This window comes from Aquabacter sp. DMC10 (genome assembly GCF_056314145.1).
Genome location: NZ_JBQUYX010000003.1, coordinates 458,337 through 473,474, shown reverse-complemented (window position 1 = coordinate 473,474; position 15,138 = coordinate 458,337). Strand labels below are relative to the sequence as shown.

Here is a 15,138-nt window from a genome sequence, read left to right as displayed (position 1 = left end):
ACTTTCCCTCCCGTCCATAAGGCCGGAGGGCGGCCAAGGTTCCGCCCGCGACGGGGGAACCTGGACCCGGGACGATCATGTTCGGGAGGGACTATGGCACACGCGGCCCCAAAAGGAACCCGTGGCGGGCGCATGGACGCGGGATGCGGCGCCGCTTTGGAACGCCGATAAAGACGGCGGGCGCCGGGCGAAGGCGCCCGGCGATCCGCCTCAGGCGGCCTTGAGGAGGGCCAGCAGGTCGCGGTGGATCACCTCGTTGCCGGCGATCACGCTGCCCTTTTCCAGCACCTTGTCGCCGCCGTCGAGGTCATAGACATAGCCGCCCGCCTCGCGCACCAGGATCATGCCGGCCGCCATGTCCCAGGGGGAGAGGTCGCGCTCCCAGAAGGCATCGAAGCGGCCGGAGGCCACCCAGGCCAGATCCAAAGCGGCCGCGCCGGTGCGGCGCAGGCCCGCCACTTGCGTCTGCACGGCGGCCAGTTCCCGGTTGAACTGGCGGTGATCGCCGCGCCCCAGATGCGGCAGGCCGCAGCACACCACCGATTCCCGCAGCAGCCGACGCCCCGCCACCCGCAGGCGGCGATCGTTGAGATAGGCGCCCTGGCCCTTCTCGGCGATGTAGAGCTCGTCGGTGACGGGGTTGAAGATGACGCCCGCATAGGGAACGCCATTGCGCACCAGCGCCACGGAGATGGCGAAGAGCGGAATGCCGTGAAGGAAGTTGGTGGTGCCGTCGAGGGGGTCGATGACCCACTCATTCATGGGGTCCGTGCCCTCCACCCGGCCGCGCTCCTCCATGAGGAAGCCATAGCCGGGGCGGGCGCGGGAGAGTTCCGCATAGAGCGTGTCCTCGGCCTTGCGGTCGGCGGCGGAGACGAAATTGGCGGGACCCTTGGCGGAGACCTGGAGATTCTCCACCTCGCCGAAGTCGCGGACGAGGGCGCGGCCGGCCTTGCGGACGGCCTGGACCATGACGGTGATGAGCGGAGTGCGGATCATGTGCTTTTCCTGCCGCGGACGCGGGCGAAGGCCGCATGCGGCAGCCGGGAACGTTTGGGTTGCGCTCCGTGTGCCCGTCCGCCGCCGCGCCGTCAAGGCGCCGCCGGCGGGGGGCAGCCCTGCTCGGACCGCGAATCGGGGCGCGGGGCGCTGCGAACGCCCCCGCCCCACCGGGCCACCGGCAGGGCTATTTCTGCCGGCGCTTCATGGCTTCGGCCAGCGCGGCCGCGAGCGCCCCGCCCGCCGGTTCCGCGCCCCGACCCGGCGCACCCGCAGGCGGACGGCCCTTGCCGGGCCCGCCGGAGGGGCCGCCCGAACCACCCTTCGCCGGCATGGGCCGCTCGCCTGTGCGCGCGCCGCCGGGAGTGGGACGGGTGCCGTCCTCCTTGCGCATGGACAAGGCGATGCGCTTTCGCTGCGCATCCACCTCCACCACGCGCACCTTCACCACGTCGCCGGCCTTCACCACCTCGTGGGGGTCCTTCACGAACCGGTCCGCCAGCGCCGAAATGTGCACCAGCCCGTCCTGATGGACGCCGATGTCCACGAAGGCGCCGAAGGCGGCGACGTTCGTCACCGTGCCTTCCAGCACCATGCCGGGGCGCAGATCGGAAATCTTCTCCACCCCCTCGGCGAAGGTGGCGGTCTTGAATTGCGGGCGCGGGTCGCGGCCGGGCTTTTCCAGTTCGCGCAGGATGTCCTTCACCGTGGGCAGGCCGAAACGGTCGTCCACGAAGACGGCAGGGTCCAGCGCCTGGAGGGTGGAGGCATCGCCCATGAGCGTGCGCAAATCCCGCCCGCAGGCGGCGACGATCTTCTTGGCGAGGCCATAGGCTTCGGGATGGACGGACGAGGCATCCAGCGGCTCGGCGCCATCGGGAATGCGCAGGAAGCCGGCGGACAATTCGAACGTGCGGGCGCCCAAGCGCGGCACGTCCATCAATTGCTTGCGGGTGCGGAACGGGCCATTGGCGTTGCGATGGGCGACGATGGCCTCCGCCAGCGCCGTGCCGAGGCCGGAAATGCGCGCCAGCAAAGAGGCCGAGGCGGTGTTGAGGTCGACGCCCACCGCATTCACCGCGTCCTCCACCACGGCGTCCAGCGCCTTGGCGAGGCGGGACTGGTCCACGTCGTGCTGGTATTGGCCGACCCCGATGGATTTCGGCTCGATCTTCACCAATTCCGCCAGCGGGTCCTGGAGGCGGCGGGCGATGGAGACGGCGCCGCGCAGCGACACGTCAATGTCCGGCATTTCCGCCGCCGCCACGGCGGAGGCGGAATAGACGGAGGCGCCGGCCTCGCTCACCACCACCTTCAACGGCTTGGGCGGGGGGAGCAGGCCGAGCAGGTCGGCGGTGAGCTTTTCGGTCTCGCGGCTGGCGGTGCCGTTGCCGATGGCGATCAGCTCCACATTATGGGCGCGGATGAGCCGCACCAGTTCCGCCTGCGCGCCCTCCACATCGTTGCGCGGCTGGAAGGGATAGATGGTGGAGGTGGCCACCAGCTTGCCGGTGCCATCCACCACCGCCACCTTCACGCCGGTGCGGATGCCGGGATCAAGGCCCATGGTGGCGCGCGAGCCGGCGGGGGCCGCCAGCAGCAAATCCTTCAGGTTGCGGGCAAAGACGCGGATGGCCTCCTCTTCCGCCCGCTCGGTCATCTCGCCCATGAGTTCGACCGACAGATGCAGGGAGAGCTTCACCCGCCAGGCCCAGCGGGCCACATCGCGCAGGAAGGCATCGCCCGGCCCGCCGGCGGGGGCGATGCCCACCACCTGGGCGATGATGCGCTCCACCGGCTTCACGGGCGAGGGATCGTCCGCATCCACCTCCAGATCGAGGGTGAGCATCTCCTCATTGCGCCCGCGCAGCATGGCCAGCGCCCGGTGGCTGGGGACACTGGACCAGCGCTCGGAATGGTCGAAATAGTCGCGGAACTTGGCGCCCGCCTCTTCCTTGCCGGCGATCACCTTGGCGCGCAGCACGGCCTTGGCCTTCATATGGGCGCGCAAGCGGCCCACCAGGTCGGCATTCTCCGAAAAGCGCTCCACCAGGATATCGCGGGCGCCCTCCAGCGCCGCCTTGGCGTCCGCCACCTCCTCGGAGAGATAGGCTGAGGCCAGATCCGCCGGCACCTTGGCGCGGTCGGCGAGGATGGCATCGGCCAGCGGCTCCAGGCCGCGCTCGCGGGCGATCTGCGCCTTGGTGCGGCGCTTGGGCTTGAAGGGGAGATAGAGGTCCTCCAGCTCCGCCTTGGTGGTGGCGCCAGCGATGCGGGCGGCCAGATCGTCGGTGAGCTTGCCCTGGCTGTCGATGGAATTGCGCACGCTCGCCCGCCGCGCCTCCAGTTCGCGCAGATAGGCGAGGCGCTCCTCCAGGGTGCGCAGCTGGGTGTCGTCGAGCCCGCCGGTGACTTCCTTGCGGTAGCGGGCGATGAAGGGCACGGTGGCGCCCTCGTCCAAGAGCCCCACCGCCGCATTCACCTGGGCCGGCGTGGCGCCGATCTCCTGAGCGATGGTGCGGGCGATCTGGACGGGTTCTGCGGCCATGGAAACCTCTCACAAAGGGGCATGTCTTATGCCCCAAAGGGGAGGTGCGGGCAAAATCGGGCCGATCCGGGGCGCGGGCGCATCCCGTCCCCAGCCTCAGCGCACCATGAAGCCGATGGCGAGCGCGTTGGCGATGTCGATGAAGAAGGCCGACACCAAAGGCAGGATGATGAAGGCGGTGGGCGCGGGGCCGTGCACCTTGGTCACCGCCGTCATGTTGGCGATGGCGGTGGGGGTGGCGCCGAGGCTGATGCCGGTGAAGCCCGCCGCGATCACCGCCGCCTGATAATTCCGCCCCATGGCGGGGAACACCACCAGGAGAATATAGACCACCGACACGAGGGTCTGCAGGCCCAGCACCAGCACCAGCGCAAGGCCCAGCCCGCTCAGGGTCCACAATTGCAGGCTCATGAGCGACATGGCCAGGAACACGTTCAGCGACAGGTCGGAGATGAGCGCCAGGGCCGCCGTGCGGGTCGGCCAGGGCAGACGCGGCAGGGCGCGGGGGACGAGGTTGGTGAGCACGATGGCCACCAGCAGGCACACCACGAACAAAGGCAGCTTCAGCCCGGTGGCGAGCACTGCCTCCTCCAGCGCGAAGGCGATGAGGATGGCGACGTTGAGCACCAAGAGCGTGCTCAGCACGTCCACATGGGTGATGGGCGGCTTGGGCGCGGCCTTTTCCGTCGACAGGCCCATGACCGGGCCGCCCTCGGGGCCGCCATTGTCCTCGCCCTTCAGACGGAAGCGGGTGATGAGGAAGCCGGCAATGGGGCCGCCCACGAGGCTCGCCAGGACGAGGCCCAGCGTGGCGCTGGCAATGCCGATCTCCAGCGCATTGGTGAGGCCGAAACGCTCTGTGAGCAGCGGCGCCCAGGCGATGGTGGTGCCGTGGCCGCCAATGAGCGACACCGAGCCCAAGAGCGGCGCCACCCCTTCCGGCAGGCCCAGCACGGCGGAGGCGCCGAGCGCCGTGGCGTTCTGGAGCCCGAGATAGACGAGGGTGAGCAGCAGCAGGATCACCAGCGGCCGCCCGCCGGCAATGAGGTCCGCAAAGCGGGCGTTGAGGCCGATGCCGGTGAAGAAGTAGAGCAGCAGCATGTCGCGGGCGTCGAGGTCGAAGGTCACAGCCACGCCCAGCACGCGATAGGCGAGCAAAGTCGCCACGGCCACCAGGAGGCCGCCGGTCACCGCCTCGGGAATGTTCCAGCGCTGGAGTGGCTTGATCGCCTTGTTGAGCCCGGCGCCGAGGAAATAGACCACGATGGCCAGCGTGAAGGTGAGGAGGCCCGACACCTCTAGAATGACCGGCATGTCGCCCCTCTTTGTGCTGCCAACGCCTCTCCCTTAGCCGCAATCGGCGCCCGTGACCAATCCGGGGGGACGCAACGCCGCCATGAGGTGCGCCTTGATCTCCCTCCCCACCTCGCCCGCATGGGTCAAGGCCAGATCATGACCGCCGCCCGAGAGCACCCGCAGGCGCGCCTGCGGCAGGAGCGCCGCCAGCCGCGCGCCCACCGCCACCGGGCTGATGTGATCGGCATCGCCCCACAGGAGCAAGGCCGGCGCCGTGATGGCGGGGATTTGCGCGGACAGGTCCGGCACCGGATCGGCGATCCAGCGGGCCGCATCGGGAAAGGCGGCGAAATAGGCCGGGCGCCAGTCCGAGCCGCCGACATCGGCCACCGGCACGCCGCCGGAGGTCACCGCCAGCACCAGGCCCTTCACCAAATGGGGAAAGGCGAGCGCCAGCTGGATGGCCACCACCCCGCCCATGGACTGGGCGACCAGAAATACCGGCTCGGTGATCTCCCGCGCCGCCAGGGCGACGAGGTCATCAATCCCCTCAATCCCCGGCGCGGGCGGCTCGGCGCCCAGCCCCGGCCAGGAGAGGAACACCCCCTCCACCCCCGCCGCCTCGGCGGCCGGACGCCAGAAGGACGCGCTCCCGGAGGCGCCGGGCAGGAACAGCGTCTTCATCCCTGCTCCCCGCCGCGGGTGAAGCGGTCGGTCAGCGCCAGCACCGCATAGCCGGCGATGAAGACCATATTGGCCACCACCAGCCATTTGACCTGCGTCTCGCTGACAGAGGTTTCCAGCCGCATCATGGCTTTGAGCAGGGTGATGGAGGTGATGGCCATGAGGGAAGCGAACAGCTTCAGCTTCAGGCCGGAAAAGGTGATGCGGGTCATCCAGTCCGGCCAGCCGGTGGCATCGTCCTGCTCGATCTTCTCGACGAAATTCTCGTAGCCCGAGGAGATGACGATCACCAGCAGCCCGCCCACCAAAGCGAGGTCGATGAGGGTGAGCAGGGCCATGATGACCTGCGTGTCCGTCAGGGACGGCAAGGCCCACGCGAACTGCCAGAGCTGGATGGCGAAGGCCGCCACCAGCAGGACGAGCCCGGCGATGAGGCCGACAAAGAGCGGCACCATGGCCCAGCGGCTCAGCAGCACCAGCCGCACGATCAGCTTGCGCATGGCCCCCTCCCCGTCCGCTCAGAAGCTGCCGAACACCGTGCCGAGCCCGATCACCACCGCCAGCGCCAGCACCGCGCCCACGATGGCGGCCATGACGATGTCGAGATAGCCCTCCTTGTGGGAGACCCCGCACACGGAAAGCAGCGTCACCACCGCGCCATTATGGGGCAGGCTGTCCAGCGTGCCCGAGCCGATCACCGCCACCCGGTGCAGCAGGGAGGGGTCCATGCCGATGGCGGCGGCCAGCTTCATATAAGTGGGGCCGAGGGCATCCAGCGCGATGGTCAGGCCGCCGGAGGCCGAGCCGGTGAGCGCGGCCAGGATGTTGGTGGCCACCGCCAGCGACACCAGCGGCCCGCCGCCAATGGACAGCACCCAGTCCCGCACATCGGCGAAGGCCGGCAAGGCGGCGACGATGGCGCCGAAGCCCACCAGGCTCGCCACCGAGAAGATGGGCAGCACGGAGGCGTTGGCGCCCGCGCTCATGGTGGCCCGCAATTCCGGCACCGAGCGGAAGTTCAGCGCCACCACCACCACGATGGCGCACAGCAGCGCCACCATAACCGACCACACGCCCCCCACCGCCGACAAGGTGGTGGCACCCCAGCGCTCCTGGAGCAGGAAGTCCACATCCAGGCGCGGCAGGATGACGAAGGACATGAGCAGGTTGACCACGATCACCACGACGATGGGCAGGGCCGCGAACAGGATGGGCGGCTCCTTCAAGGCGTGGTCGGAGGCGTGGATCTCGGAGGGATCGAACTCCCGCGCCGTGGTGGCGCGTTCGCGAATGATGGGGTCCTCCACCGCCCGCTCGGCGGCGGCATCGTCGGGGGCCAGCGCCGTGGGGCCGAAGCCCTCGCCCTTGGCGCGGGCGACATTTTCCGCCCGCTTCAGCCACCACATGCCGAAGGCCAGCATCACGGCCGAAGCAATGATGCCGAGCCCCGGCGCCGCGAACGGCGTGGTGCCGAAGAAGGGCATGGGAATGGCGTTCTGGATGGACGGCGTGCCGGGCATGGCCGACATGGTGAAGGTGGAAGTGCCGAGCGCGATGGCCGCCGGCATCAGGCGGCGCGGCACGCCCGCCGAACGGAACAGGGCGGTGGCCATGGGCGCCAGCACGAAGAAGGCGACGAACAGGCTGACGCCGCCATAGGTCACCACCGCCCCGGCCAGCACCACGGCGAGGATCGCCCGCTCCGGCCCGAGCGTGCGCGTCATATAGGTGGCGATGGAGGCGACCGAGCCGGAATCCTCCATCAGCTTGCCGAACAGGGCGCCCAGCAGGAACAGCGGCATGAACTGGGCCACAAAGCCCGCCGCGTTCAGCATGAAGGTCTGGGTCCAGGAGGCGAGCAGCGGTTCGCCCGAAAAGGCCGCCGCCACAAGCCCCGCGATGGGCGCCAGGAGAAGGATGCTCCAGCCCCGGAAGGCCAGGAAGATGAGAAGGCCGAGGCCGGCCAGAATGCCCAGAAGTCCCACGCTCACACCCCTTCCAGCAACTGGTCGATGTCCAGGGTCGAGCGCACGCCCACATCCATGCCGAAGGTGCGCAGGAAGGTGTCCGCCGCCCGCCGTCCCTCTTCCTTCAGCATGGACAGGAAGGCCCATTCCGCGTTCAGCTTGGAGGAATAGCCGAGCGTGCCCATGATGTCGTTGCGCACCATGTGGATGCGCAGCGCCGCCCACCAGCGCCCCTCGTCGCTGCCGGGGTCCGCCGCCTTGCGCAGCAAGGCCGCCATGCGCAATTCCTTCAGCGCCACGGAATTGAACGACACCTCGTTGAGGCGGTTCAGGATGTCCCGCGCGGTCTGGGGCGTGCCGGGCCGCTCGATGGGATTGATGGGGATGATGAGCGTGTCCGGCGAATGGCATTCCCGCACCAGGGGGGTCAGCGTCGGATTGCCCGAATAGCCCCCATCCCAATAGCTCTCGCCGTCGATCTCCACCGCCTGGAACAGGGTGGGCAGGCAGGCGGAGGCCAGCAGCGCCTCGGGGGTCAGGTCCGCGTTGCGGAACAGGCGCACCCGGCCGGTGCGCACATTGGTGGCGGTAATGAAGAGCTTCAAGGGCGCGGCCTTCACCCGCTCGAAGTCGATCATCTCCTCCAATATGGCCCGCAGCGGATTGGTGCCGCCCGGATTGAGGTCATAGGGGGAGAACAGCCGGGACATCATGTCCATGGCGATGAAGAGCGGGGAATTGTCCAGCGTCCAGCGGCCCATGGCCACGTCCATCGGGGTGCGCTGGAACGGGCTGAAGCGCGCCGCCTCGGCCACCCGTCGCCAATAGCGCTCCAGCGCCGCGCGGGCGCCCTCCGCGCCGCCGGCGGCAAAGCCGTCCGCCATCACCGCCGCATTCATGGCCCCGGCGGAGGTGCCGGAAATGCCGTCGAAGCTCAGCCACGGCTCCTCCAGCAGGCGATCCAGCACGCCCCAGGTGAAGGCCCCGTGCGAGCCGCCGCCCTGGAGCGCCAGGGAGACCACGGCCGGCGGCCGGTCCAGCGGCGGGCTGAAAATATAGGCGTCTGGCATGTCGAACCCCTTCCCGGCGTTGGCGCGGCCGATCCCGGCCCCGCCTTCCCCCCTGCCCTCGCGGTCCCGGTCGTTCCCCCACCGGACATTGCCGGCCTCGTGGCTTGGATCAGGTGCCGGCCGGCGCGGCGCCCGCCCCCTGCTCTGTCCAGACTCATCGGCGAGCAGCTAAGCCATAAATTTTCCATCCGGGCTACCAAGGAGGCAGCCCGGCGTGCCATTCCCGCCGGGGCGGGGAGCGGCTTTGTGGCGCACAATGGGCCGGCCGGCTCCGTGTCCTGCAGCCCCATGCGCCCACGCCGCAATTTTGCCGGCGCCGCCAGAGGTTAGGGGGTACAGCCGCTCCGCCGAGAGGGCGGAACGGGCGTGACGGGGCGGCTAGAGCAGCGCTTGGGGCGGCGCCTTGGGCGGCGCCCCGGGGGGCTTCGGGCGGAGCTTGGGGCGGCGCGTCCATGATCCGGCAAAACCCCTCTTCCGCACCGCCGCGCCAAGGCGGTAAGGCATGTTCGGCCGCGGGACAGACCGGCACGCTGGCGATGCCCGGCCGCGCAGATGGGAAGCGGAATGATACGGCACCGGGTGGTCTTCGCCCTCATCACAGGGGTCTTCATCGACACCTTGTTGCTTCTGGCGGGCGCGCGCCTGACGGTGGGCGTGCTGGTGATCCCGCCGCTCGCCGCGGCCGTCCTGACGCTGGCGGGCGAGATGCTGTTCCTGGCGTTCGGCGTCCGACGGCTGGCGGCCTGGCTGCCGGCGGCCTTCGTGGCGGGGACGACGCTCACCAGCCTTGCCATGCTGGTGCCGACGATGCTGCTCCAATGGTCGGCGCAATCCGCTTTCCTGGCATGGGGCGGGGTGGTCCTGCTGGCCGCGCTCGTCCATGGCCGCCGCTGGTGGCAGGCGCCCGCCTTGTCCTGGTCCGATGGCGCCCTAGCCCTCCCGCTGGCCCTGGTGGTCGCCTTCTTCTGCCGGGACTTTGCCCAGGCCGAGCCCACCCTGGTGCGCACGGGCCTGTTGCCCACCTGGCTGGATTATTTCGCCCACGGCACGGTGATCGCCTCCTTCGGCAGCCCCTTGGCCGTCTCGGCGGGGGACATCATGCTGCCGGGGGTGGCGCGGGTTTTCTATCATTACGGGCCGTTCATGCTGCCCGCCGCGCTCAGCGAGGTCAGCGGACTTTCGGGCCTGGCGCTGGCGACCGCGATCCTCCTGCCCCTCGGCCTGTATGTGGGCCTGTGCGGGCTCGTTGCGCTGGCGGCGGAGCTGGCAGGCATCGGCATCGCGCTGGTGGCGGTCTGGCTGGTGATCTTTCTGCCCGATGCCTCGCATTATGGGGGGGCCAACGGCTTCCTGGGCTTTCACTGGCTGGTCTTCACCGCCCCCGGCTCGGCCTATGCCATCGGCACGGCGGCGGTGGCCTATGCCTGCGCGCTGGGCTGGTTCGCGCACCGTCGCATGGGCCATTTGCTCCTGGCCGGCCTGCTGACGCTGATGCTGGTCATGGTGCGCGCCCATATGTTCCTTCTGCTGGCGCCGAGCCTGGTGGCCGCCGTCGTGCTGGAGGTGCTGCCGCCCCGCCAGGGCCGTTGGCTCCTTTGGGGCGGCATCGCCGGGGCGGCCGGGCTGACGGTGGCCTTGGTGGCGGGGTGGCTCGGCCCGGGGCTGCTGAACTTCGCCCAGCCGATTCCCTACATCACGAGCGCCTTCGCCAATGGTCCGCCGGCCATCGCGGCGGAGATCGTCGCCCTCGGCCCGGTCGCCGGCACGCTGATGGGCGGTGCGCTGCTCCTGCCCGCCACGCTGGGCTTGTGGACCCTGGCCCTCCCGGCCGCCATGTGGGCCGAAGCGCGGGCCGGTCGCCTGCGGGCGGCGGACCATGTGCCCGCCTTGATGTGCCTGGTCTATCTGGTGCTGATCTTCTGGGCGCCGATGGCGGCCAACAACAATCTCAGCGAATATAAGCATCGCCACTTCGTGCTGCTGTATGCGGTGGTGGCGACCTGGACCGCCGTGCGCCTGCTGGGGCTGGTCGGGGCGGCGGGGCTCTTTTCGGGCTGGCCGGCGCGGCGGGCCGCGTTGGCCGTGGGCGCGGCGACAATCGCCACCCTGTTCGCCTATGGCCATGTGGACCCGGCGCGCCCGAGCCCCGCCATGGCCTGGGCCGATGCCTTCTACGGCCCGCGCGTGGACCCCGGAATCCCGCCCGCCGCCAGCTTCCTGCGCGCCCACGCGGCGCCGGGCGATCGGATGATGGCGGGCGGCGGCACGGCCCTGTCCCCGCTCCGCGGCCCGGCCTTGGAACTGGTGAGCATGACCGACCTGCCCTGCTATGCGGGCCGGATCGACCAGGCCCTGGAGATGCGCGCCCCGGACATCGTGGCGGAGGTCAAGGCCCGGGCCGCCGACATCGCAGCGGTGGACGGGGCGGCGCAGATCACGGACGCCTTCGCCCTCCTGAAGGCGCGTGGGGTGCGATGGTATGTCATGGTGGCGCCGAACCTGCCCGCCTGGGACCGGGATGGCTCACGAGCAACATATCACGCCGGCAATGTATACGTGTATGATGCCAGCCAAGCTCCAGGCGCGAAGCCAGCGCAAGCTCGGCCGTGAGGCAAATGCCCCGCCACAACCCAAAAATAGGCGCACAGACGTCTTACAACCCGCCCGAAACGACATCGCAACAACGGCGCCACATCTCCACAATTTCCGATTTGTGATAAATGAGGTTCATATGACCTTATAAAATACATACGCGAACGATTATGCACTTCATTGTAATTGTTATTGTTTGAACTGCATTATCGTCATCTACACGGTGCATGCCCATTCCGCCCGGGCGGAGAGACTGGTACAACGTGCGGTAGCTTTGCGACGCCAACCTGGCAAAGCCCACGCACCTGCCATTCCGCTCCATCAAGAGGGCGCCTTGCACGACGCAAACGCAGTTCCGGTCAGCTTCAATCGCCCGACGCTGGTTGGCGATGAGTTTGCCTTCATTCAGAGCGCGCTCGAACGGGCGCACCTGTCGGGAAACGGGGCCTTCACCCGCCGCTGCCAGGCGCTTCTGGAAACGCAATTGCACGCCGCCCGCGTCCTCCTGACCCATTCCTGCACGGCGGCCTTGGAAATGTCGGTGATCCTGGCGGGCATCGGGCCGGGCGACGAAGTCATCATGCCCTCCTTCACCTTCAGCAGCACGGCCAATGCGGTGGTGCTGAAGGGCGGCGTGCCGGTGTTCGTGGACATCCGCCCGGATACGCTGAACCTGGATGAAGCCGCGCTGGAAGCCGCGATCACCGCGCGCACACGGGCCATTTTCGTCGTCCATTACGCGGGCGTCGCGGCGCAGATGGATCGCATCCTGGACCTCGCCCGACACCATGGCCTGGTGGTGCTGGAGGATGCGGCGCAGGCCATGCACGCGGCCTTTCGCGGCCAGCCGCTGGGCACGTTCGGCGCCTTCGCCGCGTTCAGCTTCCATGAGACCAAGAATGTGATCGCCGGTGAAGGCGGCGCGTTGGTGGTGAACCGGCCCGAGGCGGTGCAGCGGGCCGAGATCATCTGGGAGAAGGGCACGAACCGGGCGCAGTTCCAGCGCGGCGAAGTGGCCAAATACACCTGGGTGGATATCGGCTCGTCCTACTTGCCCAGCGACCTGACCGCCGCCTTCCTCATGGCGCAGCTGGAGGCGGGGCCAGCCATCACCGCCGCCCGCCTCGCCTGCTGGCATCGCTACCACGACGCCCTGGCCCCGCTTGAACAGGCGGGCCGTCTGCGGCGGCCGATCGTACCGGACGAGTGCACCCACAATGGCCACATCTACTATATCCTGGTCCCCCGCGCGGGGGATCGGGACCCGGCGCTGGAGGGGCTGGCGGCGCGCGGCATCAATGCGGTGATGCATTACGTGCCCCTGCATTCCTCCCCCGCCGGCCTGCGGCTCGGCCGCACGCCCCGCGCGCTGCCGCACACCGACGACCTGTCCGCGCGGCTGATCCGCCTGCCCCTGCATCCCCAACTGGATGCGCAGGCCCAGGATCGGGTGGTGGCAGCGGTGGCGGAGGTGCTTCATGGATAGGCCTGTCGCGGGGCAGGCCGGGGCCGGCGGCAAGCCGGACCGCATGGTCGTCATCACCCAATCCAACTATCTGCCGTGGCGCGGCTATTTCGACATGCTGGGGATGGCCGACGAGGTCATTCTGCTGGACAGCGTCCAATATACCCGGCGCGACTGGCGCAATCGCAACAAGATCAAGACCGCCTCGGGCGCCATCTGGCTCACCGTGCCGGTGGAGGTGCGCGGCCTCTATCACCAGGCCATCGACGAGACGCGGGTCTCCGACCCCGCATGGGCGGACGCCCACCGGCGCAGCATCGACCTGGCCTACCGGCGGGCGGCCCACCACGGCGCGGTCTTCGGCTGGCTGGACGACCTGCTGGCCCGCGCCGCCCGCGCGCCCCTGCTGTCCGAGATCAACGAGATGCTCCTGCGGGCCATCTGCGCGCGTCTGGGCTTCACCATGCCCATCCGCCGCTGCACCGACCTGATCGACCGCGACCTCATGCACCAGATGGACCCCACCGAGCGGCTGGTGCGGCTGGCGGAGGCGGCGGGCGCCACAGGCTATCTCAGCGGACCGGCGGCGAAGGCCTATCTCAAGCCCGAGGCCTTCGAGGCGCGGGGCATTGGCGTCCACTGGATGTCCTATGACGGCTACCTGGATTATCCGCAGCTCTGGGGCGCCTTCGAGCCGCGGGTCTCCATCGTCGACCTGCTGCTCAACATGGGCGATGACGCCGCCACCTATGTGCGCCGCCCCCCGGCCGCCTGACCGGGTGCGGGCGATGGTCGCGCCCGCAGCCGCCGGCAAACCGCAGCCGAGGCGGCTCCCTGCGACCGGACCCAGACGCCAGGCGACCTTGCGTAAGTCGATCGGTACGACGGCATGATGCTTTCCATTGTCACAACGCTTTATCGCTCGTCCGATGCCATGGCGGCGTTTCACGCCCGCGCCATGGCGGCCGCCGGATTTGCGGACGCGGTGGAACTCATCTTCGTGAATGACGGCTCCCCCGACGACAGCCTCGCCCGCGCCTTGGAGATCCAGGCTGGCGACCCACGCGTCGTGGTGCTCGACCTTGCCCGGAACTTCGGCCACCACAAGGCCATGATGACGGGCCTTGCCCATGCCAGGGGCGACCTGGTCTTCCTCATCGACTGCGACCTGGAAGAGCCGCCAGAGCTGCTCACGCGCTTTCACGCCGAACTGGTCTCCGGCGGCTGGGACGTGGTGTTCGGCGTCCAGGCCAGCCGGCGGGGCGGGCTGTTCGAGCGTGTGTCCGGGGCGGCCTATTTCAGCCTGGTGGAGGCCCTGAGCGATCAGGCCCTGCCGCGCAACGTGGTCACCGCCCGGCTGATGCGGCGGGACTATGTGCGCGCCCTCGTCCGGCATCGGGATCGGGAAATGCAGATTTCCCATTTGTGGGTGCTGACCGGGTTCCGCCAGCACGCGCTGCAAATCGACAAGTTGTCGCTTTCCCCCAGCACCTATTCGCTGCGCCGCAAGATCGACATGGCGGTGAAGCACATCACCACCACCTCCAGCCGGCTGCTCTATCTCATTCTGTATTTCGGCCTGTCCGTGTGCACGGTCTCGGTGGCCTTCATCCTCTATCTGGTGGTGCGCTATCTCAGCCACGGCATCGGGGTGAGCGGCTACACGTCGCTGATGGTGTCCGTGTGGTTCTTCGGCGGCGCGATGGCCCTGATCCTCGGCATCCTCGGCATCTACATCGCCAATATCCTCTCGGAGGTGAAGCGGCGACCCTACACTCATCTGCGCGCCCTCTACCGGGTGGACCCGGCCACCGGGCAGCGCACACGGGAGATCCCGGCGGACGAGGAGGGGGAGCCATGAGCCTCGCGCCGGCCATCATCCCGGCCATCGCCGACTATTATAGCGGCACGCTCGCCGCGCACGGTCCGACGCCGCGCGGGGTGGACTGGAAGGACGCCGCCGGCCAGCACCTGCGCCATCATCAGTTCCTGCGCCTGATCGGAGGAGACCCCGACGCCAGCGTGCTGGACGTGGGCTGCGGCTATGGCGACTTCCTGCCCGTCCTGCGGGCCGCCGGTCATCGTGGCCCCTATCTGGGCTGCGATGTGGCCGCGCCCATGGTGGAGGCGGCGCGCCGGCTCCATGGCGAGGGGGAGGATCATCGCTTCGTGGTGGGCACGGCGCCGGAAGGGGCCGCCGACTATGCCATTGCCAGCGGCATCCTCAACGTCATCCGGGGGGCGACGCCCGAACAGTGGGCGGATCATGTGGAGGCCACCATCGCCGCCCTGCATGCCGCCGGCCGACGCGGCTTCGGCTTCAACATGCTGAGCCTCGCCTCGGATCCCGAGCGGCGGCGCGCCGACCTGTTCTATGGCGACCCCGCCGCCGTGCTGGGGGATTGCATGCGCCGCTACGGGCGCCATGTGGCGCTGCTGCAGGACTATGGGCTGTGGGAGTTCACCGTTCTGGTGCGCCGGCCCTGACATGTCCGGGCGCAGCGGGACGCACATAAG

12 protein-coding genes are annotated in these 15,138 nt (G+C 69.1%); 5 read left to right on the top strand and 7 right to left on the bottom strand.

The window, feature by feature from the left end:
• Positions 1-210 precede the first annotated feature (210 nt).
• The 7 genes from ACT54L_RS10855 to ACT54L_RS10825 all read right to left on the bottom strand — a co-directional run bounded on the left by ACT54L_RS10855 (position 211) and on the right by ACT54L_RS10825 (position 8,564).
• On the bottom strand, positions 211-999 hold the full coding sequence (locus tag ACT54L_RS10855; protein WP_209104057.1) for an inositol monophosphatase family protein: 789 nt from the start codon (positions 997-999) through the stop codon (positions 211-213).
• Between the two features lie 187 nt (positions 1,000-1,186).
• Positions 1,187-3,547 (bottom strand): Tex family protein, encoded by a 2,361-nt coding sequence (locus tag ACT54L_RS10850; protein WP_476085588.1) that lies wholly within the window; start codon positions 3,545-3,547, stop codon positions 1,187-1,189.
• Between the two features lie 96 nt (positions 3,548-3,643).
• Entirely contained in the window at positions 3,644-4,861 is a 1,218-nt protein-coding gene (gene gltS / locus ACT54L_RS10845) for a sodium/glutamate symporter (protein ID WP_476085587.1), read from the bottom strand.
• A 33-nt stretch (positions 4,862-4,894) separates the two neighbouring features.
• The gene (locus ACT54L_RS10840; RefSeq protein WP_476085586.1) at positions 4,895-5,527 is read right to left on the bottom strand and encodes an alpha/beta fold hydrolase; all 633 of its coding nucleotides are present in this window, start codon (positions 5,525-5,527) and stop codon (positions 4,895-4,897) included.
• Entirely contained in the window at positions 5,524-6,027 is a 504-nt protein-coding gene (locus tag ACT54L_RS10835; RefSeq protein ID WP_476085585.1) for a YqhA family protein, read from the bottom strand. The genes ACT54L_RS10840 and ACT54L_RS10835 overlap by 4 nt, the downstream gene beginning before the upstream one ends.
• An 18-nt stretch (positions 6,028-6,045) precedes the next feature.
• Positions 6,046-7,512, bottom strand: a complete 1,467-nt coding sequence (locus ACT54L_RS10830; protein WP_476085775.1) for a GntP family permease — start codon at positions 7,510-7,512, stop codon at positions 6,046-6,048.
• Positions 7,513-7,514: 2 nt separating this feature from the next.
• Complete coding sequence (locus ACT54L_RS10825; RefSeq protein ID WP_476085584.1) at positions 7,515-8,564, bottom strand: patatin-like phospholipase family protein; 1,050 nt, start codon at positions 8,562-8,564, stop codon at positions 7,515-7,517.
• Positions 8,565-9,128: 564 nt separating this feature from the next.
• Here ACT54L_RS10825 and ACT54L_RS10820 point away from each other — a divergent pair.
• The 5 genes from ACT54L_RS10820 (at position 9,129) to ACT54L_RS10800 (ending at position 15,108) form a co-directional block, all read left to right on the top strand.
• Complete coding sequence (locus ACT54L_RS10820) at positions 9,129-11,174, top strand: hypothetical protein (protein WP_476085583.1); 2,046 nt, start codon at positions 9,129-9,131, stop codon at positions 11,172-11,174.
• Positions 11,175-11,490: 316 nt separating this feature from the next.
• Positions 11,491-12,642 (top strand): dTDP-4-amino-4,6-dideoxygalactose transaminase, encoded by a 1,152-nt coding sequence (rffA, locus tag ACT54L_RS10815; protein ID WP_476085582.1) that lies wholly within the window; start codon positions 11,491-11,493, stop codon positions 12,640-12,642.
• Complete coding sequence (locus ACT54L_RS10810; protein ID WP_476085581.1) at positions 12,635-13,396, top strand: WbqC family protein; 762 nt, start codon at positions 12,635-12,637, stop codon at positions 13,394-13,396. Before rffA ends, ACT54L_RS10810 begins: the two co-directional genes overlap by 8 nt.
• A 114-nt stretch (positions 13,397-13,510) precedes the next feature.
• A complete protein-coding gene (locus tag ACT54L_RS10805; protein WP_476085580.1) occupies positions 13,511-14,482 on the top strand; it encodes a glycosyltransferase family 2 protein in 972 nt (323 codons plus the stop codon).
• Positions 14,479-15,108, top strand: a complete 630-nt coding sequence (locus ACT54L_RS10800) for a class I SAM-dependent methyltransferase (RefSeq protein WP_476085579.1) — start codon at positions 14,479-14,481, stop codon at positions 15,106-15,108. The genes ACT54L_RS10805 and ACT54L_RS10800 overlap by 4 nt, the downstream gene beginning before the upstream one ends.
• The last annotated feature ends 30 nt before the right edge of the window (positions 15,109-15,138 follow it).